The 25,186-nt window shown below is 64.3% G+C and carries 27 protein-coding genes; 14 read left to right on the forward strand and 13 right to left on the reverse strand.

Going from position 1 to position 25,186, the window contains the following annotated elements:
• Nucleotides 1–83: 83 nt before the first annotated feature.
• Nucleotides 84–860, forward strand: coding sequence for a DUF2189 domain-containing protein (locus AC0WRY_RS06385; RefSeq protein WP_194406179.1), 777 nt, complete (start codon nt 84–86; stop codon nt 858–860).
• A gap of 110 nt (nt 861–970) precedes the next feature.
• Here AC0WRY_RS06385 and AC0WRY_RS06390 read toward each other — a convergent pair whose 3' ends face one another.
• From AC0WRY_RS06390 to AC0WRY_RS06400, 3 genes are read right to left on the reverse strand one after another with little or no spacing between them, the layout of a single operon-like run.
• Nucleotides 971–1,483, reverse strand: coding sequence for an SRPBCC family protein (locus tag AC0WRY_RS06390; RefSeq protein WP_194406180.1), 513 nt, complete (start codon nt 1,481–1,483; stop codon nt 971–973).
• Nucleotides 1,483–1,950, reverse strand: a complete 468-nt coding sequence (locus tag AC0WRY_RS06395; protein ID WP_194406181.1) for an SRPBCC family protein — start codon at nt 1,948–1,950, stop codon at nt 1,483–1,485. The genes AC0WRY_RS06390 and AC0WRY_RS06395 overlap by 1 nt, the downstream gene beginning before the upstream one ends.
• Nucleotides 1,943–2,257, reverse strand: coding sequence for an ArsR/SmtB family transcription factor (locus AC0WRY_RS06400; RefSeq protein ID WP_194406182.1), 315 nt, complete (start codon nt 2,255–2,257; stop codon nt 1,943–1,945). Before AC0WRY_RS06400 ends, AC0WRY_RS06395 begins: the two co-directional genes overlap by 8 nt.
• A gap of 129 nt (nt 2,258–2,386) precedes the next feature.
• Between AC0WRY_RS06400 and AC0WRY_RS06405 the strand changes: the two genes are divergently transcribed.
• From AC0WRY_RS06405 to AC0WRY_RS06415, 3 genes are all read left to right on the forward strand, one after another.
• Nucleotides 2,387–3,835, forward strand: a complete 1,449-nt coding sequence (locus tag AC0WRY_RS06405) for an LVIVD repeat-containing protein (protein WP_194406183.1) — start codon at nt 2,387–2,389, stop codon at nt 3,833–3,835.
• A 67-nt stretch (nt 3,836–3,902) separates the two neighbouring features.
• Nucleotides 3,903–4,523 (forward strand): LysE family translocator, encoded by a 621-nt coding sequence (locus AC0WRY_RS06410; protein ID WP_194406184.1) that lies wholly within the window; start codon nt 3,903–3,905, stop codon nt 4,521–4,523.
• Nucleotides 4,524–4,581: 58 nt separating this feature from the next.
• The gene (locus AC0WRY_RS06415) at nt 4,582–5,589 is read left to right on the forward strand and encodes a DUF3592 domain-containing protein (protein WP_491122814.1); all 1,008 of its coding nucleotides are present in this window, start codon (nt 4,582–4,584) and stop codon (nt 5,587–5,589) included.
• Here the strand turns inward: AC0WRY_RS06415 and AC0WRY_RS06420 are convergent.
• The gene (locus tag AC0WRY_RS06420) at nt 5,586–6,392 is read right to left on the reverse strand and encodes an N-formylglutamate amidohydrolase (RefSeq protein ID WP_491122815.1); all 807 of its coding nucleotides are present in this window, start codon (nt 6,390–6,392) and stop codon (nt 5,586–5,588) included. The two genes, AC0WRY_RS06415 and AC0WRY_RS06420, sit on opposite strands and share 4 nt — an antisense overlap.
• 74 nt (nt 6,393–6,466) lie before the next feature.
• On the opposite strand from AC0WRY_RS06420, the gene AC0WRY_RS06425 reads away from it, so the two are divergent.
• Nucleotides 6,467–6,865 carry a gamma-glutamylcyclotransferase family protein gene (locus tag AC0WRY_RS06425; RefSeq protein ID WP_194406187.1) on the forward strand — a complete coding sequence of 133 codons (399 nt, stop codon included), beginning with the start codon at nt 6,467–6,469 and terminating at the stop codon, nt 6,863–6,865.
• Here AC0WRY_RS06425 and AC0WRY_RS06430 read toward each other — a convergent pair.
• Nucleotides 6,862–7,425: a chlorite dismutase family protein gene (locus AC0WRY_RS06430; protein WP_194406188.1), complete on the reverse strand. Its 564-nt coding sequence runs from the start codon at nt 7,423–7,425 to the stop codon at nt 6,862–6,864. The two genes, AC0WRY_RS06425 and AC0WRY_RS06430, sit on opposite strands and share 4 nt — an antisense overlap.
• Before the next feature lie 161 nt (nt 7,426–7,586).
• Here AC0WRY_RS06430 and dnaG point away from each other — a divergent pair, with 161 nt between their 5' ends.
• The 3 genes from dnaG (at nt 7,587) to AC0WRY_RS06445 (ending at nt 13,822) form a co-directional block, all read left to right on the forward strand.
• Entirely contained in the window at nt 7,587–9,602 is a 2,016-nt protein-coding gene (dnaG, locus tag AC0WRY_RS06435; protein WP_491122816.1) for a DNA primase, read from the forward strand.
• 377 nt (nt 9,603–9,979) lie between these two features.
• A complete protein-coding gene (gene rpoD / locus AC0WRY_RS06440) occupies nt 9,980–12,136 on the forward strand; it encodes an RNA polymerase sigma factor RpoD (RefSeq protein WP_491122817.1) in 2,157 nt (718 codons plus the stop codon).
• Nucleotides 12,137–12,544: 408 nt separating this feature from the next.
• Nucleotides 12,545–13,822 (forward strand): AAA family ATPase, encoded by a 1,278-nt coding sequence (locus AC0WRY_RS06445; protein ID WP_491122818.1) that lies wholly within the window; start codon nt 12,545–12,547, stop codon nt 13,820–13,822.
• A 48-nt stretch (nt 13,823–13,870) separates the two neighbouring features.
• Here the strand turns inward: AC0WRY_RS06445 and AC0WRY_RS06450 are convergent, their stop codons facing one another.
• The 4 genes from AC0WRY_RS06450 to AC0WRY_RS06465 form a co-directional block, all read right to left on the reverse strand.
• Entirely contained in the window at nt 13,871–14,107 is a 237-nt protein-coding gene (locus AC0WRY_RS06450; protein ID WP_014492112.1) for a hypothetical protein, read from the reverse strand.
• A gap of 480 nt (nt 14,108–14,587) precedes the next feature.
• On the reverse strand, nt 14,588–14,926 hold the full coding sequence (locus AC0WRY_RS06455) for a hypothetical protein (protein WP_259216215.1): 339 nt from the start codon (nt 14,924–14,926) through the stop codon (nt 14,588–14,590).
• A 119-nt stretch (nt 14,927–15,045) separates the two neighbouring features.
• Entirely contained in the window at nt 15,046–15,987 is a 942-nt protein-coding gene (locus tag AC0WRY_RS06460) for an OmpA family protein (protein WP_491122819.1), read from the reverse strand.
• 118 nt (nt 15,988–16,105) lie between these two features.
• Entirely contained in the window at nt 16,106–16,633 is a 528-nt protein-coding gene (locus tag AC0WRY_RS06465; RefSeq protein ID WP_491122820.1) for a hypothetical protein, read from the reverse strand.
• 172 nt (nt 16,634–16,805) lie between these two features.
• Here AC0WRY_RS06465 and AC0WRY_RS06470 point away from each other — a divergent pair, with 172 nt between their 5' ends.
• Nucleotides 16,806–17,612, forward strand: a complete 807-nt coding sequence (locus AC0WRY_RS06470; protein ID WP_491122821.1) for a lytic murein transglycosylase — start codon at nt 16,806–16,808, stop codon at nt 17,610–17,612.
• A 19-nt stretch (nt 17,613–17,631) separates the two neighbouring features.
• On the opposite strand, the gene AC0WRY_RS06475 is transcribed toward AC0WRY_RS06470, so the two are convergent.
• Nucleotides 17,632–18,462: an SDR family NAD(P)-dependent oxidoreductase gene (locus AC0WRY_RS06475; protein ID WP_491122822.1), complete on the reverse strand. Its 831-nt coding sequence runs from the start codon at nt 18,460–18,462 to the stop codon at nt 17,632–17,634.
• 120 nt (nt 18,463–18,582) lie between these two features.
• Here AC0WRY_RS06475 and AC0WRY_RS06480 point away from each other — a divergent pair, with 120 nt between their 5' ends.
• The 4 genes from AC0WRY_RS06480 to AC0WRY_RS06495 all read left to right on the forward strand — a co-directional run bounded on the left by AC0WRY_RS06480 (nt 18,583) and on the right by AC0WRY_RS06495 (nt 22,113).
• Complete coding sequence (locus AC0WRY_RS06480; RefSeq protein WP_491122823.1) at nt 18,583–18,957, forward strand: response regulator; 375 nt, start codon at nt 18,583–18,585, stop codon at nt 18,955–18,957.
• Nucleotides 18,958–19,055: 98 nt separating this feature from the next.
• On the forward strand, nt 19,056–19,667 hold the full coding sequence (locus AC0WRY_RS06485) for a LysE family translocator (protein WP_194406198.1): 612 nt from the start codon (nt 19,056–19,058) through the stop codon (nt 19,665–19,667).
• Between the two features lie 570 nt (nt 19,668–20,237).
• Nucleotides 20,238–21,449, forward strand: coding sequence for a GGDEF domain-containing protein (locus AC0WRY_RS06490; protein WP_194406199.1), 1,212 nt, complete (start codon nt 20,238–20,240; stop codon nt 21,447–21,449).
• A gap of 40 nt (nt 21,450–21,489) precedes the next feature.
• Nucleotides 21,490–22,113: a peptidoglycan recognition protein family protein gene (locus AC0WRY_RS06495; protein WP_194406200.1), complete on the forward strand. Its 624-nt coding sequence runs from the start codon at nt 21,490–21,492 to the stop codon at nt 22,111–22,113.
• 10 nt (nt 22,114–22,123) lie between these two features.
• On the opposite strand, the gene AC0WRY_RS06500 is transcribed toward AC0WRY_RS06495, so the two are convergent.
• The 3 genes from AC0WRY_RS06500 to AC0WRY_RS06510 all read right to left on the reverse strand — a co-directional run bounded on the left by AC0WRY_RS06500 (nt 22,124) and on the right by AC0WRY_RS06510 (nt 24,824).
• A complete protein-coding gene (locus tag AC0WRY_RS06500) occupies nt 22,124–22,465 on the reverse strand; it encodes a hypothetical protein (RefSeq protein ID WP_194406201.1) in 342 nt (113 codons plus the stop codon).
• 234 nt (nt 22,466–22,699) lie between these two features.
• The gene (gene rpoH / locus AC0WRY_RS06505; protein WP_100178250.1) at nt 22,700–23,599 is read right to left on the reverse strand and encodes an RNA polymerase sigma factor RpoH; all 900 of its coding nucleotides are present in this window, start codon (nt 23,597–23,599) and stop codon (nt 22,700–22,702) included.
• A gap of 217 nt (nt 23,600–23,816) precedes the next feature.
• The gene (locus tag AC0WRY_RS06510) at nt 23,817–24,824 is read right to left on the reverse strand and encodes an RluA family pseudouridine synthase (RefSeq protein WP_194406202.1); all 1,008 of its coding nucleotides are present in this window, start codon (nt 24,822–24,824) and stop codon (nt 23,817–23,819) included.
• Between AC0WRY_RS06510 and AC0WRY_RS06515 the strand changes: the two genes are divergently transcribed.
• Nucleotides 24,823–25,167, forward strand: a complete 345-nt coding sequence (locus AC0WRY_RS06515) for a hypothetical protein (protein ID WP_194406203.1) — start codon at nt 24,823–24,825, stop codon at nt 25,165–25,167. The two genes, AC0WRY_RS06510 and AC0WRY_RS06515, sit on opposite strands and share 2 nt — an antisense overlap.
• Nucleotides 25,168–25,186: the final 19 nt, after the last annotated feature.

The raw sequence follows: 25,186 nt of genomic DNA on the forward strand, positions 1-25,186 counted from the left end.
AGTTGCGCCCGCGGGCGGCAACGCTAATATCGCGTTCAATCTGCGCGCGACGAAAGATCGCGCCGATGTGGGGAGGAAAGCTGATGTCCATCTCGGGCAAGGTCGATCCGGTGGTCCGTCCCGTCGCGGTGACCGACATCGCCGAGGCGCTGGTCGAGGGCCTGCGCGATTTCCAGGCGCTGCCGCTGTACGGTCTCTGCTTCGGCGTCCTCTACGCGGCTGGCGGCATCGCCATCATGCTGTGCTTCACCGCCTTCGGCATGGTCTATCTGGTCTATCCCCTGGCGGCAGGTTTCGCGCTGATCGGACCGTTCGTGGCCATCGGCCTCTACGAGGTCAGCCGCCGCCGCGAGCGCGGCGAGCCGGTCTCCTTCGGCGCGGTCTGGTCCGCCGTGCGCTCGCGCAGCGAGATCGGCTGGATGGCGTTCGTCACGCTGTTCGTGTTCGTGGTCTGGATGTACCAGGTGCGGCTCCTGATCGCGCTGTTGCTCGGCCTGCACGCCTCGTTCTCCAGCCTTCAGGAATTCATGACGGTGGTGCTGACGACCAATGAGGGCCTGCTGTTCCTCGGCATCGGCAACGCGGTCGGCGCCGTGCTGTCGCTGATCCTGTTCTCGCTGACCGTGGTGTCGTTTCCGCTGCTGCTCGACCGCGAGGTCGATTTCGTCACAGCGATGGTGACGAGCGTGCGCGCGGTGGTGATGAGCCCGTTGCCGATGATCTCCTGGGCCGCCGTGATCGTGATGCTGCTGATCGTCTCGGCGCTGCCTTACTTTCTCGGGCTGATCGTGACGCTTCCGGTGCTCGGTCACGCGACCTGGCATCTCTACCGGCGGCTGGTGGCGCCGGTGCCCGCCTAGTCGTCATTCCGGGGCGCCCGAAGGGCGAGCCCGGAATCCATTCATCCACCAACCCTGCTGCGAGGTGGATTCCGGGCTCGCGCTACGCGCGCCCCGGAATGACTCCGCACCTACGGCGTCTTGATCCCCATCGCCTTCAGCGCGTCCAGCATCTTCGCCGGCGGGGACATCTTGATCTGCGGTGCCTTGCCTGTCTCCAGCAGGCTCTTCAATCCGGAGAGGATCGCGGGCCAGCCGGTGCGGCCGCCGGACAGGATGTCGTCGCTGAGTTCGCGGTCGTGGCGCTCGCTCATGGTGAGACGGACGGCTTCACCGGCTGCCTCGATCTCGTAGGTGACGAGCGTGGAGCCGAGCTTGGCGACGAGGCCCGGCCAATTGACGTTCCAGCTCACCGTGAGCTTCCTCGGCGGATCGTATTCGAACACTTCGCCGCTGATGTGCTCGGAGCCGTCGGGTGCGCGCACGATGAAACGGCCGCCGAGCTTCGGCTCCATCTCGACCGCAAAGCCGGAGAAATACTTTCGGCTGAACTCCGCCGAGGTCAGCGCCTCCCACACCTTCTCCGGCGTGGAGGCGATGTAGATGGTGTAGACGGTCAGCGGCTTGAATTGTTCGATATTCATCACGCAAATCCTTCGATGCCGAGCGCGGCGGGCGGGATCGTCGGCGCCTTGCCGGTTTCCAGCAGGCTCTTGAGTCCGGACAGGATGGCCGGCCAGCCCTTGGAGATGCCGTCGAGTAGCTTGCTGCCCGCGGCGAATCCTTCGTGCGTCACCGTCAGCTTCACGAGATTGCCAAAGGGCGCCAGAGTGAAGACGACTTTCGTCGCCGCTTCGTTCCGCATCTCCTCCATCAATTCGTGCTTGAACGTGTAGGATAGTCGCCGCGGCCGGTCGGCCTCGAGGATCTCGCCGGTGTCCGTGACCTTGCCGCCCATCACGAGGGCAAAGGGCGAGCCGACCTTCCAGTCGGACCTGACCTCGGTGTCGAACCAGTACTGGCGCGTGAACGCGCTCGACGTCAGCGCCTCCCACAGCTTTTCCGGCGTGGTCTCGATATAGGTCACGTAGACGAATTCCGGCTTACTCATCGCGCTTCTCCAACTGGCGTTTCAACTCGCTGAGCGCAGCTAACTTGCCGCGCTCGAATTTCTTGATCCAGCGTTCGCCGATCTGATGGATCGGCACCGGGTTGAGGTAGTGCAGCTTCTCGCGGCCATGCCTGATGGTCGTGACGAGACTGGCCTCCTCCAGAATCGAAAGGTGCTTGGTCACGGCCTGCCGCGTCATCGCGAGGCCCTCGCAGAGCTCTTTCAGCGTCTGGCCGTTCCTGGCGTGAAGCCGGTCCAAGAGCGAGCGTCGTGATGCATCGGCGAGCGCTTTGAAGACCTCATCCATGGCGACGACAATACGCAACCAAATGGTTGCATGTCAAGCGCGAGCCGCGAAATCGTGTTTTGGTCGCCCGCATTCGGCTGTGTTAGCCTTTGATCTCAGCCAACACAGATTGGTTCCGGGAGGACTTTGATGTTTCGTTGCGTCCTGACTGCTGCAAGCCTCGTCCTTTTTGCTTGCAGCACGGCGGTCCACGCCCAGAAGCAAACCATCGGCGCGCCGCCCGAAGCGTCCAACATGAAGCTCGTGGGCACCAGCGACCTGCAGGCGCGCAGCGCTTATCAGCCGACCATCCATCATCAAGGCGATCGCTGGATCGCTTATATCGGCCATCACGGCGGCACCGACGACGTGCCCGCTCCCGTCAACCCGATGACGGGCAAGGCCGAGCCGAACGGCACCTCGATCGTCGACGTCACCGATCCCGCGCGCCCGAAATATCTGCGGCATCTGCCGGGGCAGGAGGGCAAGTACGAATCCGGCGGCGCGCAGATGGTGCGGGTCTGCGACGGCAAGGCGTTGCCGAAGGGCGATCCCAACGCGGTCTACATGCTCAGGACTTTCGGCAGCGAGGCGCATGAGATCTGGAACGTCAGCGATCCCGCCAGTCCGGTGCTCATCACGCGCATTGGCGGCCTGAAGGACACGCACAAGAGCTGGTGGGAGTGCGACACCGGCATCGCCTATCTCGTCTCGGGCGCGCCCGACTGGCGCACCCGGCGTATGACGCAAGTCTACGATCTCTCCGATCCCGCGCGTCCGCAGAAAATCCGCGACTTCGGCCTGCCGGGTCAGGAGCCGGGCTCGACCGGCGCGGTGCCGACCGAGCTGCACGGGCCGATCTCGACCGGGCCCGATGGCAACCGCGTCTATTTCGGCTACGGCACCAACAAGGGCGGCATCTTGCAGATCGTCGACCGCGACAAGCTGCTGAGCGGACCGAAGCAGCCGACGCCGGACAATCTGCGCTATCCCGAGATTGCGCGCCTGCCGATGTCCGCCTTCAACGGCGCGCACACGACATTTCCGATGCTCGACATGCCCATCGCCGAATTTTCCGAGGACAAGGACGGCAAGACCCGCGATATCGTCATGATCGTGGACGAGGCGATCCTCAACGAATGCGGTGAAGCCAGGCAGATGGTGTGGTTCGCCGACGTCACCACCGAGACACGGCCGATGATGATCTCGAGCTACACCGTGCCGGAGGCGAGCGGGCAGTTCTGCCAGCGCGGCGGCCGGTTCGGCGCGCATTCATCGAACGAGAGCATGGCGCCGGTCTACTACAAGAAGATGGCCTTCATCGCCTTCTTCAATGCCGGCGTGCGCGCTCTCGACATCCGCGACCCCTATCATCCCCGGGAAGTCGGCTATTTCATTCCCGCGATCACGGCTGCGACCGACAAGCGCTGCATTCCCATCGAAGGCGGCGAGCGTTGCAAGGTGGCGATCCAGACCAACAATGTCGAGACCGACGACCGCGGCTACATCTACATCGTCGACCGCGCCAATACCGGCCTGCACATCCTCGAGCTGACCGGAGCGGCGCGCGCGGCTGCCGGCCTGGCGAAGAATGGATGAGTGAGCTTCCGTTCCCGCTCGTCCCATGCATTAATACCTTCAAACCGCTTTCAGCCGAGTCCCTCCCATGATGTCCATGCAAGCCTATCTCGCCTTCCTCGCCGCCTGCATTGCGCTTGCGCTGCTGCCGGGGCCGATCGTCACTCTCGTCATCGCCAACGGCCTGCGCCACGGCACGCGGGCCGCGCTCACCAACGTGGCCGGTGCGCAAGCCGGGCTTGCCATCGTCATCGGCATCGTCGCGATCGGCCTGACATCACTGATGGCGACCATGGGCTATTGGTTCGACTGGGTGCGCTTTGCCGGCGCCGCTTACCTCGTCTGGCTCGGCATCAAGCTGATCTGGGCGCCGGTCGAGGGCGTCGATGTCGATACGCCGCCTCCGCCGCCACGCGGCGGCTTCTTCCTGCAAGGGTTTCTGGTGCTGCTGTCGAACCCGAAGGTGCTGGTGTTCTTCGGCGCCTTCATCCCGCAGTTCATGGACTTGAACCAGCCGCACTTTCCGCAAGTCGCGCTCCTGGGTGCGACCTTCATGGTCACCGCCGTGATGACGGATGCGCTCTACGCCATCGCCGCCGGCCGCGCGCGAAAATTCTTCTCGGCGCGCCGCACGCGGATGATGTCGCGCATCTCCGGCGGCTTCATGATCGGCGGCGGCATCTGGCTGGCGCTGACCCGGGCGAAATAACCTCCGCAGACACGTCTCGGCTTGAACCATTTGCAGCGGCGATGCGTCCAATCGGACATTGCCGCTGACGAAGGTCTTTGCCGTGCCCGATCTGCCCTGGACCGTCTATGCGATGCTGCTCGCGCCCCTTGGACTCCTCCTGGTTGCCGCCATCGTCAAGACCTGGCAGGTGCGCGAGGCGCGAAGCTGGCTATTGGCGCCGGGTAAGGTCGTTGTCTCGGCTGCAGAGGTGCGCGAGGTCAGGGTCTCCGACAGCGACCGCGAGGACGGCTATCGCCTCGAGAAACGCAATTTTGCGAACGTGACTTACGAATATGCGGTCGGCGGCCGCAAGCTGCGCGGTGGCCGCATCTCGATCGGAGAGGATCTCGGCAATTTCGAGGTCGCCGAGAAGCTCGCAAAGTATCCCGCCGGAAGCATCGTCACCGTCTACTACAATCCGCGCCATCCCGAGCAGGCCGTGCTGGAGCGCGACCTGCCCAAGGGACTGTGGGGCTGCCTCGGCATCGGCACGGTGATCGTGCTTGGCATCGTGTTCGGCTCGGCGTTCGGGCTCAACCAGACTTATGCGTACCTCGCGCACCACATCGCCCGGCCCGATCTCGCGGGCCTCGTCGTCGGCCTCGGCGCGTTCGCCCTCGTTATCGCACTGATGGGATATGGGGTGCGACGTCAGGCGTCGATGGCCGCACGCTGGCCGGTCGTGCAGGGCACGATCAAGCTGTCGGCGCCCGAGCATTATTACGAGGCCAGCGAGCCGGGCGAGCGCCGCGGTACCGAGATGTTCGGCAGGCGCGTGACCTACACCTATCGCTACCAGAACGTCAGCTACACCAATGAATGCGCGCGCGCTGCGGCCGGCACCCCGTCGGGGTCTGAGAAGATGTTAAAGAAGCTCATGGCGCGCTACCAGGACGGCGCGATTGTCGAGGTCCGCGTCAATCCCGACAACCCGGTCGAGGCAACGCTCGATGCAAACGGCGCGAGCCGCATCGCCTGGCTGCTATGGGGCATCGCCGCGATCTTCGCCGCGCTCGCGCTGTTCGTCGCAACGCGAGGCGGCTAACCGACCAGCAGCTCCGGCCGCAGCTCCGCCTCGATCTCGCCAAGGATCCGCGCCAGCCGTTCGGCCCATTGCCGCTGGCCGGAGGGGTCCGTGATCAGATCCTGCCGGATCTCGATGCCGGTGTTGACGAGGCCGCGTCCTTCGCCGTGGACCGGGATGGTGTAGTCGGTGAGGTCGCTGACCGCATAAGGCTCGTTGTCGCCGACGACGAGATCGCCTTCCGCGCGCAGATGCCTGAGCAGGAGCTGCGGCAGCACGGTGTCGCGGTTGTAGAGCGCGGCGATGTGCCAGGGCCGCGCGACGCCGGCATAGACTGGCGTGAAGCTGTGCAGCGACACCAGCACGGTCGGCCGCTTGGCGTGCAGGCGGGCGTCGATCGCGGCATCGATGCGATCATGATAGGGCTCGAAGATCTCGCGCCGCCGCGCCTCGCGCTCGTCATCCGAGATGCCTTCGTTGCGCGGAATCGCCGTCGCCTCGGAGATGACCGGGATCGAGCCTGCCGCGGCAGGAGGGCGGTTGCAGTCGATCACGAGCCGCGAATAGCTCTGCGCGATCAGATGGGTGTCGAGTAACTTGGCAAGCCCGTCGGCGACGCCGGCAATGCCGATGTCCCAGCCGATGTGCCTGACGAGCTCGCTTTCCGCGATGCCGAGGTCTCCGAGCGCGCGCGGCAGCACCCGACCGTAATGATCCGAGGTGAGCAGGAAGGGCGATCGTCCCTCCGCATTCACCTCATGCACGGGCGCAATGTCGCCCTCGCCGAGCAGTTGATCGGTCGCCTCGGCCGTATGCAGGTCCATCCTGATTGCCTATGAAACGATTGCGTGTTGAAACGAGTAACGATATTGCACCGACGTCGCAACGTTAGAACAGCATGACCTCCGATCGCCTCTTCGTCTACGGCACCCTGATGCGGGGCTTCGACCATCCGATGGCGCGGCTGCTGGCGGGGCACGCGGATTTTCTGGGCGAGGCGACCTGCCGCGGCCGGCTGGTTCTGGTGAAGCACTATCCGGGATTGCTGCTGTCGGAGACGGCCACCGACATCGTCCATGGCGAGCTCTTCCGGATGCGCGTGCCTGAGGAGCTGTTGGCCGAGCTCGACATGTATGAGGCCTGCGGCGAGGGCTTTCCCGAGCCGACCGAATATCTGCGCCGGCTGGTCGACGTGACGCTGCCGGATGGTGCCACGGAGAAGGCCTGGACCTACGTCTACAACTGGCCGGTCACCGATCTGCCGCGCATCGAATCCGGGCGATTCCTGGAGCATTAAGCCGACAGCGCTTCCTTCACCATGCGCACGTCGACCTCGTGCTCGACGTAGCGCCACTCCTCGGTCTGCCGGAGCATCGCGACCAGCTCCTCGAACAGCGAGGCGTGCGCCGGGGCGAATTCGAACCATGTGAGGAAGTCGAAGGGGCCGCCGAGGTCGCGGCAATGATAGAGCTGGCGCGCGATGGCGGGCAGGAAACGAAGACTGCTCGCGATGTGGTGCGATCTGTCCTCGAAGATCTGGCGCCGCTCGTCCTGTGTCAGATCCCACCACGCCTGCGACTTGCGGATCGGGATCAGTGCCGCGCTGGTGGCCTCTACCCGGCCGAGCCCGGCCTGCACGGCCACGAGCTGCTGCTTCTCAGGCCTTTCGGTGTAGCGCAGGCTGCTGGCGACGCCGACCAGCCGCCAGGCATTGCGCGAGGGCACCAGCGGCAACGAGACCGCCTCGCTGTCGGTGACCGACAGCGCCGGTACGAAGGGCAGGGGCTCGCCCGTCACTGCTGCGACCGAGGTCACCCGCCAGCCCCCGCTCTGGCCGCCGCGAAACGTCCTGAACATGGCCCATGGAAGCGTGGAACCGGGCGCGGTTCAAGCTTTCCGTCGAAACTTTCACCTGTGAATAGCCGGGAGAAGCCACACATGCTTCGTATTTCCCGGGGCCGTCCCTATATGCCTATCCGGTTGGCCATAACGTCCGACTCAGCCCAGAAATCAGCATAATGCGCTTCACGCCCCAATTCCTCGACGAGCTTCGTGCCCGGCTTTCGGTCTCCGAAGTCGTGGGCAAGCGCGTGAAGTTGAAGAAGGCGGGGCGGGAGTGGAAGGGGCTGTCGCCGTTCCAGCAGGAAAAGACGCCGTCCTTCTACGTCAACGACCAGAAGGGCTTTTACCACGACTTCTCCTCCGGCAAGCACGGCGACATCATCTCCTTCGTGATGGAGACCGACGGCGTGCCGTTCGCCGAAGCCGTGGAGCGGCTCGCGGGCATGGCGGGCCTGGCGCTGCCGGCGGTGACGCCGGATGCGGCGCGGCAGGAGCAGCGGCGCCGCACGCTGCATGACGTCATGGACCTCGCCGCGACCTATTTCGCGGAGACGCTGGCCTCGCGCCTGGGTGCCAAGGCGCGCGGCTATCTCGCCGACCGCGCCATCTCGCCGGCGACGCAATTGCAGTTCCGCCTCGGCTATGCCTCGCCGGATCGCTTCGCGCTGAAGGAGCATCTCGGCAAGCTCGGCGTGTCCGTCGACGACATGGTCGAGACCGGCTTGCTGGTCGCCGGCGACGACATCCCCGTGCCTTACGACCGCTTCCGCGATCGCGTGATGTTTCCGATCACGGATTTGCGCGGCCGCGTCATCGCCTTCGGCGGGCGCGCGCTGGAGAAGGACGTACCGGCAAAATACCTGAATTCGCCGGAGACGCCGCTCTTCCACAAGGGCGACAATCTCTACAACCACCAGACCGCACGCAAGGCGACCCATGACGGCGCATCGCTGATCGTGGTCGAAGGCTATGTCGACGTCATCGCGATGGTCACCACCGGTTTTCCCGGCGCCGTCGCGCCGCTCGGCACCGCGCTCACCGAAAGCCAGCTCGCGCTGCTCTGGAAGATGGCGGACGAGCCGATCCTCTGCTTCGACGGCGACCGCGCCGGCCAGAAGGCGGCGTATCGCGCTGCGGATCTTGCCTTGCCCTATCTCGCGCCCGGGAAGAGTCTTCGTTTCGCGCTGCTGCCGGAAGGGCAGGACCCCGACGATCTCGCACGCTCCGGCGGGCGCGGCGCGATCGAGGAGGTGATTGGAGCGGCCCGTCCGCTCGCCGACATGATCTGGTCGCGCGAGCTCGAAGGCGGCAATTTCGCTACCCCTGAACGCCGCGCCGCGCTGGAAGCGCGCATCAAGGAGCTGACCAACGGCATCCGCGACGAGGTGGTGCGGCGCTATTACCGCGACGAATTTGTCGAGCGGCTGCAGCGCGCCTTTGCCCCCGAAGGCGGGCGCGGCGGCTTCGGCGGCCGGGGCAATTTCCGCCAAGGCCAGGGCGGCGGCGGCCGGCCATTCCCGCTCAGGGGCGGCGGCGCGAATCGATTCGGCGGTCAGGGATTCGGTGGAGGCCGCCGGGGTCCGGCCGGCCCCACCCCGCTACCGTCAGGCCCCTATCAGGCGGCCAGCCCCCAGCTGGCGGCCAGCCCGATCATGAGGGGACAGCGCAGCGCCATCTCGCGCCGTGAGGCCCTGATCCTGCAAATTCTGATCAACCACCCCTGGCTGCTGCACGATCATCTCGAGGAAGTCGCGGCCCTGGAGCTGGCCCATCCCGAGGTCCACAAGCTCCGGGCCGGCATCATCGCCGCCTTCGCCAACGACCATCACCACTCGCCCGACCCCGAGGAGCAGGCCGAGAAGATGCGGTCCGATCTCGAAAAGGGCGGATTTGCGCAAGTCCTTCAAAGGGTTGAGAGCGGTATCACCACCGCAGCGGTGTGGGGCGCGCGCGAGGGCGCAGCACGGGACGACGTTCTCTCCACCTGGCATCAGCTCGTTGCCTTGCATCGGCAATGGCATTCACTACTTAGGGAGTTGAAGGACGCCGAGCTGGCCTTGGGGGAGGACCCCAGCGAGGCCAATTTGGCGTGGCTGCGTGACGTCAAGGCCCGGATGGCCGAGGTCGATGGCACCGAAGCCCTGATCGAGGGTTTTGGCGAGCTGTCGGGCCGGTTCCAGAAGAGCGTGTGAAGAAAAGAATCATGCGGACGGCCGGGGCCGGAACCGCTAAAAGACTCGCCAAATCTTGGGTTTGGCGGCAAAAACAGGGTTAATCGAGGCTTAACGGTCTTGTAGCACTTTGGCCATCAGGCGGCCGCAGGCAGAACAGACGCGTCAGGAATGAATCCGCGCAATCGCTGTTGGCACTTCACCTGCATCCGCTGCGACAAAGAGGCTGACGAAGCGTTAGGCAATTCCGGCGAGAGAAGGTTGGGGGTGGCGATAGACATGCGCGCCGCCCTTTCCGTGTCGAGAGCTGCCGAAGCGAGAGCGTCGGGCAACAGGTTCATGTGAATTCACGCGGACGCGGCGCAGCGTCCTGCATGAAGCGCGTTTAGGAGCAATGGATGGCCACCAAGGCAAAGACGCTGCAGGCGAAGGACAAGGAAAAAGACGACAAGGCAGCGGACGCGCCGGAGAAGGATTCCCAGGACGCGCCCTCGCCCTTGCTCGACCTGTCCGACGCCGCCGTGAAGAAGATGATCAAGCAGGCCAAGAAGCGCGGCTTCGTAACCTTCGATCAGCTCAACGAAGTCTTGCCGTCCGACCAGACCTCGCCCGAACAGATCGAGGACATCATGTCGATGCTCTCGGACATGGGCATCAACGTCACCGAAGCCGACGATAGCGAAGGCGAGGAAGAGAAGGACGAGGGCGGCGAGGACGAGACCGACAACGAGCTCGTCGAAGTCACCCAGAAGGCCGTCACCGAGGTCAAGAAGAGCGAGCCGGGCGAGCGCACCGACGATCCCGTGCGCATGTATCTGCGCGAGATGGGCACGGTCGAGCTGCTCTCCCGCGAAGGCGAAATCGCCATCGCCAAGCGCATCGAGGCCGGCCGCGAGGCGATGATCGCAGGGCTCTGCGAAAGCCCGCTGACCTTCCAGGCCATCATCATCTGGCGCGACGAGCTCAACGAAGGCAAGATCTTCCTCCGCGACATCATCGATCTCGAAGCCACCTATGCCGGCCCCGACGCCAAGGGCGGCATGAACAACGCGATGATCGCCGGTCCCACCGGAGAGAACGGCGAAGCTCCCGCCGAGGGCGGCCAGGCGGCCGCCGCGGCCGTCGGCGCGCCTGCGCATGTCGCTCCGCCCGCCGCGCCGCCGTCGCCGACCCCGTTCCGCGCCGCGCCCGCCGCCGGCAATGTCGGCGAAGGCAAGGATCCCGGCGAATCCGCCGCCGAAGCCGACATGGACGAGGACGACGAGTTCGAGAACCAGATGTCGCTGGCGGCGATCGAGGCCGAGCTCAAGCCGAAGGTCGTCGAGATCTTCGACAAGATCGCCGAGAGCTACAAGAAACTGCGCAAGCTGCAAGAGCAGGACATCCAGAACCAGCTCGAGAGCACCTCGCATGGGCCCTCGCTCTCGCCGCACCAGGAGCGCAAATACCGCAAGCTCAAGGACGAGATCATCGTCGAGGTGAAGTCGCTGCGCCTCAACCAGGCGCGTATCGATTCACTGGTCGAGCAGCTCTACGACATCAACAAGCGCCTCGTCTCGCATGAGGGCCGCCTGATGCGCCTTGCCGACAGCCACGGAGTCGCGCGCGAGGACTTCCTGCGCAACTATACCGGTTCTGAATTGGACCCGCGCTGGCTCAACCGGGTGTCAAAACTCTCGGCCAAGGGCTGGAAGAACTTCGTCCACCACGAGAAGGACCGCATCAAGGACCTTCGCCACGAGGTGCATCAGCTCGCCGCCCTCACCGGGCTCGAGATCGTCGAATTCCGCAAGATCGTGCACTCCGTGCAGAAGGGCGAGCGCGAAGCCCGCCAGGCCAAGAAGGAGATGGTGGAAGCCAACCTCCGTCTCGTGATCTCGATCGCCAAGAAGTACACCAACCGCGGCCTGCAGTTCCTCGACCTGATCCAGGAAGGCAACATTGGCCTGATGAAGGCGGTCGACAAGTTCGAGTATCGCCGCGGCTACAAGTTCTCGACCTACGCCACGTGGTGGATCCGGCAGGCGATCACGCGCTCGATCGCCGACCAGGCGCGCACCATCCGCATCCCCGTGCACATGATCGAGACGATCAACAAGATCGTGCGCACGAGCCGCCAGATGCTCAACGAGATCGGCCGCGAGCCGACCCCGGAAGAGCTCGCCGAGAAGCTCGGCATGCCTTTGGAGAAGGTGCGAAAAGTTCTCAAGATCGCCAAGGAGCCGCTGTCGCTGGAGACGCCGGTCGGTGACGAGGAGGATTCGCATCTCGGCGATTTCATTGAGGACAAGAATGCGATCCTGCCGATCGACGCCGCGATCCAGTCGAACCTGCGCGAGACCACGACGCGCGTGCTCGCCTCGCTCACCCCGCGCGAAGAACGCGTCCTGCGCATGCGCTTCGGCATCGGCATGAACACCGACCACACGCTGGAAGAAGTCGGCCAGCAGTTCTCGGTGACCCGCGAACGTATCCGCCAGATCGAAGCGAAGGCGCTGCGGAAGCTGAAGCATCCGTCTCGGTCGCGGAAGCTGCGGAGCTTCTTGGATAATTGATCCGGATCGTCGTGGCCGGACCTGTCCGGGCAACTATCCAAACGAAAGCGGCGGGCCGAAAGCCCGCCGTTTATTTTTGGTCTTGAACGCTACGCTGGTAGGCGCTGACGTTTCTTTCGTCTCTACTTCGGGCGGGCACCTTAGCGCAGGTCCGGAAGCTAAGATCTTACGTGCGCTGCAGTTCTCCGTCGCTCGCTATTCGCCAGATCGAAGCAAAGGCGCTACCGAAGCTGAACCACGGTCAAGGTCGCTGAGTTCTGGAGCTTCCGCGAGAGCTGTGGAAGCAGTGGGGGTTGACCAGAGATTGTTCCGTCTTGAATAATTGATTGTTTAAGCGGTTGTGCCGACGGGGGGAGATGCAAGATGTTGTCGCAGGGGGGAGGGCGCCATCGTCTATTCGAATGGACCATGGCCGCGTTCTTGGCTCTTTGTACTCTATTGTTGTCTCTAACGATCCTTCTCATTTGGTCGTTTACGGCAACTGCAATCTCAGCAGCGACGAATTCCGAGCCCTCTCGCTTTTTCTCAATAACGTCGAACTATGTCCTCGACTTAATTGGAATTGATCGTTCTCGGATCTCCCCAGACTCGTATTTGAGTTCGCTGAACCAAATCAGCAATACGCTGTCTATTTTCTTCGCTGTCCTCGTGACGGCGTTGCCATTCGCTGTATTCATCGGCAACTGGACGAGAGATAAGCTGAGGAAGGATGATCGCGACTCATTGCTTGGAAAATATGCCACTCGCACAAAGCACGAGGAATATTCAGTTCTGGAGCGCTATTACAAAGAGGCCGAACGTATAGTTGTCTACGCCGGAGACTTCAGCTGGCTTGCAGATAGTGAAGAGTTAGCCGCTCACGTTCGTCGCTTGGCGCGCGCCGACAAGATAACTCTGATTTCGTCAAAGGATAGAGATGTGGTTAGGGAGGCAATAGGACAAGATCTGTTTTCTGAATTGTTCCGGCACTTTACGTTCAATGACTCCAAGAATATCCGATGTTCGATAATCAGCTTCTCTGGAGGCACCAAAGCATTCCTGTATCGATATCACCTCGACGGCGAGACCTTCATCTGTTCAGTGCGTGACACTCCTTCATCTTCCTACCTCTTGCGCGCCATTGAAACACTTTGCGCGGAGCCGGGCTCGCGTAGGGTGGCCGTCTTCATCTGTGGGATGCCGGGAAGTGGTAAGAGCGTGGTCTCGAACGCGCTTAGAGCCCACAAGTTCAAGGTGGTCTCTGCTGGAAAGGTTATGGAGGATCTTGCGCGAGAAGCGGGTTCTAACGCCGGCAGAATAAGCTTGATAAAGTTTGCTGAGGATTACCTGCAGAAATTTGGAGTAGACGAATTCGCAAAGCGCCTCTTGGCCGAGGCAGATAATTCGGGGCGGGTCGTTTTTGATGGAATTAGGCCGCCTGAAGCTGTTCGCTACCTCCAGGCGCGTTTCTCTGTTTCGCTCTTGATCTATCTTCGTTGCGACGATGCGACGCGCAGAGACAGGTTAAGAAACGGGAAGCAAGAGGACGATGCGGTATTCGATGCGATTATGGCCTCACCGATGGAACGTGACGCCCAGCTAAACTTGGAAGTAGCGGACTATGAAGTTGTAACTAGCGGCATCACTGAAACGGGGCTGACGCAGAAGGTACGTGGTTTGGTGGCAGATTTTCTAGCAGCGAACTGACGGATGCGCGGCTCTTTCGTTCAATCCAAGGGTCCATTTTCGCCGCACCTACTTCTTCTTCACCCCCACCCGCTCGATCCGCTTGATCTCCAGCGCGGGCCGGCCGCTCTTCTCCGCGATCTCGCGGTCCTGCTCCATGATGAAGCCGCGCGCGGGTTCGTCGCCGTCGAGGCCGCCGAGCAACTCGGAGGGCACGCGGCGGTTGGAGCGTTGGGAATCGTCTTCATAGAAGACGTTGAAAAAGGCGAATTCGCCTTTGGGATTGGTTCCGGGTTTCTTGGCCATGGCGGCTTGTCGTCGATAGAGGCGCCATAGTCAAATGACTTTGCGCAGGGCCCCGGGGGCGGTGGGAAGCCGTGGCCGCGGACCCGCCGTGTCACAAACCCGGGATCGAGAGGCGCTCGCCTCAATAAACGGCGGGCCGAAGCCCGCCGTCTATTTTTGGTCTTCAGTGTCGCCCGGGGCTGGCGGGGCGACAACCTAAAATAGAATGTTATAGAAAGCGCGCTGCGATGGCAAGGCAAATCAGATGATGCCGATGTCGCAGCGAGCGCATCAGATATGCGTTGGCTACGATGTGTGATGTGTCGCCACATCGAAGCAATTATTCGGATTGGCAAACCACTTTGTTCATCTTCGCGGGCGCGCGATGCAGCGCATGTGGAGCGCGCCATTGCCGGACGAGTGCGCCGGCCTGCACATGCTCCCGCGTGCGTGCAGATGATGTGATCAGCGTGTGAGGCGAGTTCCATCGCCGCGCGGTTCTCATTGCATGCGCGGGCGCTGCGCCACCTCCTGCACGGCGAGCCGCGATCCGTGCCCGCCGCCCTTGTCGTTGTTCTCCTTGCGCCCCTGCGCCATGATCGCGCTGCCCATCGCGGCCGAGCCGAAGGTGATGAGGAAGGAGGCCAGCAGCAGCGCGAGCGCGATGCCGGGAGAGCTGTCGGCGAAGATCAGCTCGCGCAGATGTCCTGGATTGAGCCAGAGCAGCCCGCCGACGAGAAGCGCGGCGGCGCAGGCGCCGATCGCGAGGTTGATGGCGAGCAGGCGAAGCAGGGGGATGCGGAGGAGGGCGCGCGTTGGCTTGTGCTGATGGTCGGGCATGGCCTGTTGCCTCAGACTTTGTCGAGCCCGGAATGACGCCGAGAGAGGATGTGTGCGTCCATCCCTCTCACGTCGTGCGTACCGCGATATTGACCCGCATCAAACTCGCACGCAATGCTTTACGGCGCCACCAGCTCTACCCGCCGGTTCAGCGCGCGGCCGGCATCCGTCGCGTTCGGGCCGACCGGTGCCAGCAGGCCGACACCGGCGGTGCGCAGGCGTTGCGGGGCGATCCGGAAGCTCTTCGTAAGCTCGGCCGCGACCGCTTCCGCGCGGCGCTTCGACAGATCGAGATTGTATTCATAGGCGCCCTGGCTGTCGGTGTGGCCGACGATGAAGACATTGAGCTGCGGCTGGCTCGCCAGCAGCTTTGCGATCTGCTCCAGCGTCGGACGGCTTTCCGGTTTCAGGACGGCCTTGTCGGTGTCGAAATAGATGCCGTAGAGCGCGATGTGGCCGGTCTCGCCAAGGCCCTTCGCCATCGCGGCGGCGTCGACCATCTTGTTCGCGATGGCGCCGAGCTCGGCGACGGTGACCTGCGCGGTGATGTCCTGGTTGTTCTGGCTGACGATGACGCTGGCATAGGTCTCGCGTCCGCCTTCGACCTTGCGGCCGGCAACATAGCGGTAGTTGAAGCCGTCGACCCACATCTGCGGCACCGGCAGCGTGTCGATGCTTTCGGTGAAGGGAATGGCGCCGCAGGCTTCGGTGTCGCAGGCCAGCAGGGTCTCGAAGCCCGCTTTGGCAAGCTGCGTCTCGAAATTGCGCGACACTTCGAGGATCGAGGGACCGGGGTTGGTGCGGTAGGCGATACGGACGATGCGGCCCTCGAGCCGCCGCGCGTCGGTCGGCTGGCCGTCCCTAAAGGCGGCCGCCTGGATCCGCGTCGCATCGAAATCCTTCACCACATAGCCGGTGACGACGCTGCCGGCGAACCGGCCGATGCCGGGATAGTCGCGCGCGCCCGCCACGTCGCGCGTCTGCGCGGAGGCGGGGATGGTGAACAGGCAGAGCAGGGCGGCAAGGACGAGCATTCCCGGGACGTTTTGCGGTGCGGGCATCGGCACTCTCTGTCGGTTGCGGGGGCTGGGGCGCAAGACGTTAGTCTCGCGCGCCGCCCTGCCGGTTCTAACCGACGGACCGTTTCCGCTTCCATTGCGCCGGAACTTGCCGTCTGCCTTACGCGGCCGGCGCGGCCCGGCCGGCGGCCGTGCGCTCCTGCGCGGCCTGCTGGCGCTCCATCATGGTCTGCCACAGCGCTGCGATGCTCACTTGCGTCTGCGGCGCGATCAGGCAATGGCCTTCATTGTCGAAGCCGCAGAACCGCACGAGAGGATCCTTCTTCACCTCGATCAGCGCCTGGTTGATCATCTCGAGGCACGTGATGACCGCGTTGATGTCAGGCAGGCGGGTGTGATGCAGGATGTCCATCAGGCGGAACGTCATCACCGCGGGCTGGCCGAAGCTGATGCCGGGACGGCCGAGCTCGAGCAGCACGTTGACCGCCGGCAGCACGCCCCTGATGTGCTCGAGCACGCCGGCGACGTCCTCCACGCTGCAGGCGACGAGATGAGAGGCGTGCGGCGGCATGGTCGCGGGCGCGCGGGGGCGGAGGCCGAGCGAAGAGATCACCTCCTGCTCGATCCATTGCCGCACCGCTGCGGGCGCATTGCGGATCTGCTCGGCGGTCAAGGTAATTCCGGTCATGAACGCGTCTCCTCGGAGGCTTTCCTGGTCGCCTGCAATCTAGGAAGAAGGGCGTGAGACAGTTTGATGCGGATCAAGCATTGCGCTTTCAGGCTTTGCGCTTTGACCCTTGCGGCTTTCCCGGGCATGATCCGCGCGCTGCTTCGCGCTTTTCTCCAAGGGATTTTTCCATATGCTGAGACTGCTTCTCGCCGCCGCGTCCGTCCTGTGTCTGGCCGGCGGCTCGGCGCAGGCCGCGCGCTGCGGCGGCGACTTCAACAGCTTCGTCGCCACCATGGCGCAGGAGGCACAGGCCGCCGGCGTCTCGGCAAGCGTGACCAACGCGGCGCTCAGCGGCGTGACCCCCGATGGCGCGGTGCTCGCCTTCGACCGCCGCCAGCGCCACACCTTCAACAAGAGCTTTGAGCAGTATGTCTCGACCCGGGTCGGCCCGGGCCGCATCAATGGCGGTCGCGCACTGCTGCAGCGCCACGCCGCGCTGCTCTCGCGCATCGAGCAGCAGTTCGGCGTGCCACGGTATATCCTGGTCGCGATCTGGGGCCTGGAAAGCGATTTCGGCAAGGGCGACATCGGCAAGATGCCTGTGGTCCGCACGCTGGCGACGCTTGCGCATGATTGCCGCCGCACCGATCTGTTCCAGGGCGAGCTGCTCGCCGCCTTGAAGATCGTGCAGCGTGGCGACCTGCCGCTTCGCGACCTCATCGGCGCCTTTGCCGGCGAGATCGGCCAGACTCAGTTCCTGCCGTCGTCCTACATCAAATACGGCGTCGATTTCGACGGCGACGGCCATGTCGACCTCCGCCACAGCGTCCCCGACGTGCTGGCCTCGACCGCCAATTTGCTCCACACCAACGGCTTCAAGATGGGCCAGCCCTATGGCGAAGGCACCGCCAATTTCGAAGCGATGCGCGAGTGGAACAGGGCGGTGGTCTACCGCAAGACCATCGGCTATTTCGCCGATCGGCTGGCGGGGCAGTGATGCCGTCACGCCCCCGGCGTCACTTCCCCTTCGCCATCTTCTCCAGCTTCCGTTGCAACGGCGCCCAATAGGTGCTCGGGCGGAAGCGCTGCAGCAGGTCCATGAAGCGGGCGTCGTTGCCGATCAGGATGCGCGGCTCGTTCTTCTCGATGCCCTTGATGATGCGCAGCGCAGCGTCCTTCGGCGTGGTCTTGGCCGCGTTCTCGAACCGCTCGATCGACTGCGCGCGACGGGCATTGTCGGTGACGCCGACACCGGTGCGCGAGTTGCGCGCGATCGCTGTGGCGACCCCGCCGGGATGCACGACCGACAGCTTCACGGGGCTTCCTGCCACCACGAGCTCATGCCGCACGCTCTCTGAAAAGCCACGCACCGCGAACTTCGCCGCCGCATAGGCCGACTGTCCCGGCGGCGCGATGATGCCGAAGATCGAGGAGAGGTTGACGATATGCGCCTCGGGCCTCGTCTTCAGATGCGGCAGGAAGGCGCGCGTGCCGTGCACCACGCCCCAGAAATTGATGTCGAACAGCCAGTCCATCTGCGCCTGGTCGATCTCCTCGAACGAGCCCATCAGCGCCACGCCCGCATTGTTGACGACGATGCCGAGCTCCGGATGCGCGGCCGTCGCCTCGCTCGCGAACCGCGCGATGTCGGCGGGCTCGCCGACGTCGACGCGATGCACGCTGACCTTGCGGCCTCGTCCGATCTCGGCCGCGAGCGTCTTCAGCCCGGCCTCGTCGCGATCGGCGAGCGCGAGATCGCAGCCGCGCCCCGCCAGCTCGATGGCCAGCGCCCGGCCGATGCCACTGGCCGCTCCCGTAATGGCGGCCGCGCCGCGAATCGCTGTCATGATGTCCCCCGTCAAGGCCCGATCGATGGAACTATGCTTTACATTTTTTCAGAATGGAACCGAACCACATGGGAATTTGCTCCTTAACGTACGTTACGCAAGCGAGCATTGGAGACGCAGATGGGACAAGCGCAACCATTTCGTGCCACCGCGCTGATCGTGGAAGACGATGTCATGCAGCGTGAGATGTTGTGCCTCCTGCTCGAAGAGAGCGGCTACCAGGTCATCCAGTGCGAACGCGCCGAGGCCGCCGAGCTCGTGCTCGAGAAGAGCGCCGGCGCGCTTTGCCTGATGTTGACCGACGTGCAATTGGCCGGCCGCATGAACGGGGTCGAGCTCGCTCATGTCGCCAAGGATCGCAATCCCGGCCTCGACGTCGTGGTCACCTCCGGCCGACCGTTGATGCAGCCTTTGCCCGAGGGCGCAAAATTCTGGGCCAAGCCCTGGGCGCCGCTCGACGTGCTGCGCGAAGCCGAGATCGCACAGCTGTCGTGAGGCCTCGCTTCGCCGTTGCGCGGGGGTGATGGAGAGAGACTGAAGGCCCTGCTGAGGCGTGACTTCCCTGCCGCGATGGGCGGTGATAGCGTCCGCCCATGTCCTGGTCCTTCCTGCTCACCTCGCTCATCGTCGTCGCCTCGCCCGGCACTGGCGTCCTCTACACGCTGGCCGCCGCGCTGACGCGCGGCTCGCGCGCCAGCCTCGCCGCCGCCTTCGGCTGCACGCTCGGGATCGTGCCGCATATGTGTGCCGCGATGCTGGGGCTCGCCGCGGTGCTCCACACCAGCGCGCTCGCCTTTGCCGCGCTGAAATGGGGCGGGGTCGCCTATCTGCTCTACATGTCCTGGCAGGCGCTGCGCGAGAGCGGGGCGCTTTCGGTCGAGGGTGACATCAGCGAGCGTTCGAGTGGCCGCGTCATCGTGACAGGCTTCCTGATCAACATCCTCAATCCGAAGCTGTCGATCTTCTTCCTCGCCTTCCTGCCGCAGTTCATCGCCGTGGACGAGGCCCATGTGCTGGCGCGCATGCTGGAATTGAGCGGCGCCTTCATGGCGATGACCTTCGCGGTGTTCGCCGTCTACGGCCTGTGCGCCGCCTCGGTGCGCGAGCACGTCATCTCCCGCCCGCGCGTCATGGCCTGGCTGCGCCGCAGCTTTGCGGCCGGCTTCGCCGCGCTCGGCGCCAAGCTGGCGTTTGCGGAGCGGTAGTCTTCTCCGGCCAATAAAAAAGCGGGCCTCGCGCCCGCCACCTCTTACCCGACGCCCGGGCGGAGCGAGGCTCCACCCGGGCAAAGAACAAGCCTCGTTACTTCTTCTTCGCCTTCTTGGCCTTTTTCGCCTTCTTCTTCGTCGCCTTCTTCGCTTTCTTAGCCATAGGATCCTCTTCAGGGTTAATGGTGAAACGCGACACGAGGGATGCTAGGCGGAGGGCCAGCCTCGCAACATCCTCGACGACAAACTCAGCAGATTCGCAGCGCTCTGCCCCGCACTGTCACATACGTGTCATCGCGTTATCCACAGCTCAGATGCATTTTCAGGTGATTTTGGTCCGCGAATCCGCATCGCCCTGTCGGCGATGCCATCGCCCGCGACAGACTTAACGATCCGCCAACGGCCCCGGCATTCATGAATCCAAAACCAAAGGCGGAACTTTCGAAGGTCGCAGTGAGACTCCATTAAGCGCGTCGCGCGCATGATCACCGCAAGAAAACGGGGATGGGTCATGGACGGACGGTTGCCAGGGACGGGAGGCGGGACGCTGCGCGTGCTGCACGCGTCATGCTGAACGTCCCGACATTGTGGACCGTCTTCGTCGTCAACTTCCTGGCGCTCGGCGTGATCTGGGCCTACGTGACGCGGTCCTATCCGAAATTCGCCGCCGCGCGGTTCTGGATGGCATCGTCCTTCGTCGGCGCCACCGGTGCAATGACGGCGCTGGTCCGCCTGTTCGTCGCCTCGCCCTTGCCGCTGCTGCTCGGCGCCGCCGGCGTCATCGCCGCGAGCTGCTTCGCCGCCATGGGCATTCAGCGCTTCTATGACCGGCCGGTCTCTTGGCGCCTCATGACGGTTGCGGGATGCCTGAGCCTTGCCGGTGTCGTGGTCTTCATGGTCGGCTTCGAGCACATGCAGCTGCGCATGCTCAGCTACACGCTGGGTCAAGCCTTGCCGCTGGTGCTGGCGCTGCGCCTGCTGCTGTGGCCGCCCGAAGGCCGCGCCAGCCCGGGCGCACGGCTGTCCGGCATCGTCATTCTCACAATCATCGCGATTCTCGTGGCCCGCACGGTGGGCAACCTGCTCGGCCACGATCTGTCGGCGAAGGCCGGCGGCCAGACCCATGCCGTCATGGTGCTGGGGCTGCTGTTCCTGTCGATGACGCTCAATTTCGGCTTCCTGCTGATGGCGATGGACCGGCTGCGGGGCGAGGTCGCCGACCTCGCGCTGCTCGATGATCTCACCGGCGTCGCCAACCGGCGGCATCTGTTGCAGCGGCTGACCGAGGAATGCGCCCGCTCCGAGCGCAGCGGCGCGCCGTTCTCGCTGCTGGTGATCGATCTCGACGGCTTCAAGACCATCAACGACACCCACGGCCATGCCGCCGGCGATGCCTGCCTGAAGCACTTCACGCTGATGGCGCAGACGCGCCTGCGGCCCGGCGATATGCTCGCCCGCACCGGCGGCGACGAGTTCTGCGTCGTGCTGCCGTCCTCGTCCTTGCGCGAGGCCGCCGCGATCGCCCGCCGCGTGCTCGAGGTCTGCCGCCAGGATGCCGAGGCCTGCACCGGCAGCGACATCCCGATCGCGATCTCGATCGGCGTCGCGCAGTGGGATCGCGGCATCGGCGCATTCCCGGACCGCCTGATGGCCAATGCCGACCACGCCCTCTATGCCGCCAAGAAGAACGGCAAGAACGACTTTGCCGTCTACGACCCGGTGCCTCCGCTGTCGCCCGCAGCGATCGGCCCGGACCACAGCCAGCGCACCTTCGCGTAAGGCCGTGCTACATCGGGGGTCCGTGATTGGATCCCGCCTGATGATTGCCCGCCTGCTCGCAGCCGCCCTGGCCGCTCTTCTCTTAATCGTCCCCGCCATCGCCGAGGATGCCGAACTCGCCAAGCTGGCGCGCGCCTCCGGCACGCCCGAGATTCCCGGCCTGAAGATCGTTTGGCTCGCACCATGGGGCGACGTCGCCAACGCAAGGCCCTGGCGCAACATCATCGTGCACCAGACCGAAGGACCCGCAGGCTCGGCGCGCGGCGGCGCGCAGGCGCAGGCAAAGGCGCCGACGCGCCGCGGCGTCACGGTGTGGGTCGAGACCGACGGCACGGTCTATTGGGCGGTCGCGGAGAACTTGGTGCCGACCCATGGCGACGGCGCCAACCGCAACGACAACAAGTACATCGACAATCGCCCGACCTACCGCCAGGTCGTGCGCGACAATTCGATCGGCGTCGAATTCGCCGGCAATTATCCCGACGTGACGACGGGCCCGACCGAGGCGCAGGTCGCGGCGTGGCAGATCCTCGTCAAGGTGCTGCGCACGCGCTACGACATCCCGCTTGATCACGTCTATGCGCACAACTGGATCGACTACAAGGACGCGCGCTATTGCGAAGGCTGCTGGCTCGCAACCCTGGCGCGGATGTGGGGAGAGTAGACGGCCGGCGTCACACCGGCTGCGACATCCAGCGGAAGAACCGTTGCATCGGTCCCGGCCGCCCCGGCAATTCCGGCGGCTCGTCCGCGGCCAGCACGCGTTTGTAGAAATAGTCCAGGAACACCATGTCGTTCGGCTCGGTGACGGTGAATGTCTCCTCGCCGAAGAACACGCTGTAGGCATAGAAGAACGGGCCCATGATGGGGATCGTCGCCGTGCTTGCATAGTCCTTGGAGATCACGAATTCGGACGGCTCCAATCCGTGCTCGCGCATCGCCTGCTCGACCAGCGGCAGCCTGCGCATGAACTGCGTTGAGAAACCGCCGACGGTGGATTGCAGAATGATCGACATGGCGTCCGTCCTAGCGATGCCGTCGGCCGGTCGACCGGCAGCGCGGGTCAAGTCCGGGTTTGATGCTACGTCGGACGAGGGGAGGCGACTGTGATGTCTCGCACTCCAGCACAATCACCGCTGTGATCGCGGGCGTCGGGTCGCGCTTTGCACCAGACAAACAAAAAAGCCGGCGTCGCCGCCGGCTTTCTGTCTCTTTCGATCCGCCAATCTCTCTTCGCGGCGAAGCCCCGCTCAGTGCGCGGCTTCCAGCGCGGCCTGTTCGGCTCTTGCGATCGTGCCCTTGACCGCGGACTGCACCTTCTCGAAGGCGCGGACCTCGATCTGGCGGACGCGCTCGCGCGACACGCCGAACTCGGCGGCAAGGTCTTCCAGCGTCATCGGCTCATCGGCGAGGCGGCGCGCCTCGAAGATGCGGCGTTCGCGCGGGTTGAGCACGCCCATGGCGCCGTTCAGCGCGTCACGGCGATGATCATACTCCTCGTGCTCCGCCATCATGGCTTCCTGGTTGGGCGTGTTGTCGACCAGCCAGTCTTGCCATTCGCCGGCCTCGCCGTCGTCGCGGATCGGTGCGTTGAGCGACGCGTCGCCACCGAGGCGGCGGTTCATGTCGATCACGTCCTGATCGGTGACGCCGAGGCGCTTGGCAATGATCTTCACCTGGTCGGGACGCAGATCGCCTTCGTCCAGTGCGTTGATCTTGCTCTTCGCCTTGCGCAGGTTGAAGAACAGCTTCTTCTGGTTCGCGGTGGTGCCCATTTTCACGAGCGACCAGGAACGCAGGATGTACTCTTGAATCGACGCCTTGATCCACCACATGGCGTAGGTGGCGAGACGGAATCCCTTCTCGGGTTCGAAACGCTTCACCGCCTGCATCAGGCCGACATTGCCTTCCGAGACGACCTCGGAGATCGGCAAGCCGTAGCCGCGATAGCCCATGGCGATCTTGGCGACGAGCCGGAGATGGCTGGTGACGAGTTGGTGCGCCGCGTCGCGATCGTCATGCTCGCGCCAACGCTTGGCGAGCATGTATTCCTGCTGGGGTTCCAGCATCGGGAATTTGCGGATCTCGGCGAGGTAGCGAGATAGGCCGGATTCTCCATTGAGGACCGGCAAAGCAGCGGTACGGGCCATAGTGCGCCCTCCAAAGGTTCAGGCCCCCGATAGCGGCGGGCCAGGCAGACGACCGCTGTGTCAAAGCCGGTCGGGCTGCGATGTTCCGCGTCGGTCATTTCCAACGCAGGCGCAATATACCCCATGGGGGGGCAAAAAGGGAAGGATTGCTGACGTCACGTCCCCGTGTGGCAGCTATAATCTTTTGTAATGTAACGCTTTTCTTAAAGCCTCTGCGTCATAGCGCCGCTTTCAGGGCGCCCTGAAGGAGAAGCAAATCCTCCGGCAAGGGCGCCTCCCAGTGCAGTAATTCTCCAGTTCTCGGGTGCTCCAATACCAGCAAGTAAGCGTGCAAGGCCTGCCGCCCCAGCGCGGTCAGGGCGGCTTGCGACTCGGGGCCGAGCTGGTTCGCCTTGGTCTTGAAATGCGGGCCATAGACGGCATCCCCCATCAGGGGATGGCCGATATGGGCGAGGTGGACGCGGATCTGGTGGGTGCGCCCGGTCTCGAGCTCGCAGGCGAGCAGCGTCGCGATCGGCTTGCCGTCGCGGCCGTTAAAACTCTCCAGAATCTCCCAATGCGTCACCGCCTCGCGACCGCCCTGGCGCACCGCCATCTTCTCGCGTGCATGCGGATGGCGGTCGATCGGCGCATCGACGGTGCCGCGGTGCCGGCCGGGCACGCCCCAGGCAAAGGCCATGTAGCCGCGCCGCATCTCGCCGGTGCGGCCGTGATCGGCGAACTGGGCCGACAGCGACGCGTGGGCCATGTCGTTCTTGGCGACCACCATCAACCCTGTGGTGTCCTTGTCGAGCCGGTGCACGATGCCGGGCCGGCGCACCCCGCCGATGCCCGACAGCGAAGCGCCGCAATGGGCGATCAGCGCATTCACCAGCGTGCCGGTCTCGTGGCCGGCCGCGGGATGCACCACCAGCCCCTTCGGCTTGTTGAGGACCACGATGTCGTCGTCCTCGAACACGATGTCGAGGGCGATCTCCTCGCCCTTGGGCTCGGCGGGCGCTGCCTCCGGCACGTCGATTGTGATCGTATCGCCGGGACTTACGTGATAAGCGGGGTCGCGGACCGCGGCGGCCTTCAGCTGGACTGCGCCCGCCAGGATCAGGGCTTTCAGCCGCGATCGTGACAGCTCGGTGAGGCGCGCCGCCAGCACGCGGTCGAGCCGGGCCGAGCCCTCGTCACCGCCGACGACAACCTCCAACCTTTGCGCAGAGCCAGAATTTTCCATGACGACGTCTGATACCGCTGTTCCCGAACCGAGCCCCGAGCAGGCCGCGCTGTTCGCGCGGGTGCGGCGCATGATGCTGATCGCGGGGTTGACCACGGCGCTGGCGATCTGCGCCGTGCTGATCGCGGTGGGCTACCGCCTTTTCAAGTCGGAGGGAAGGGCGGCCGAACCCGCCGGCGACGTCACCGCCACCCTGCCCAAGGGCGCCAGGATCGTCTCGACCGGGGTCGCCGGCGACCGCCTCGTGATCACCCTGGATCTCGGCGGGGTCATCGAGGTCAGGACCTTCGACGCCCACACCCTGAAGCCCGCCGGACGGCTGAAATTCGCCAATGAGCCGTAAAAGGCCCGTCGGGGTCCTT

This window comes from Bradyrhizobium sp. T-12 (assembly GCF_058314695.1).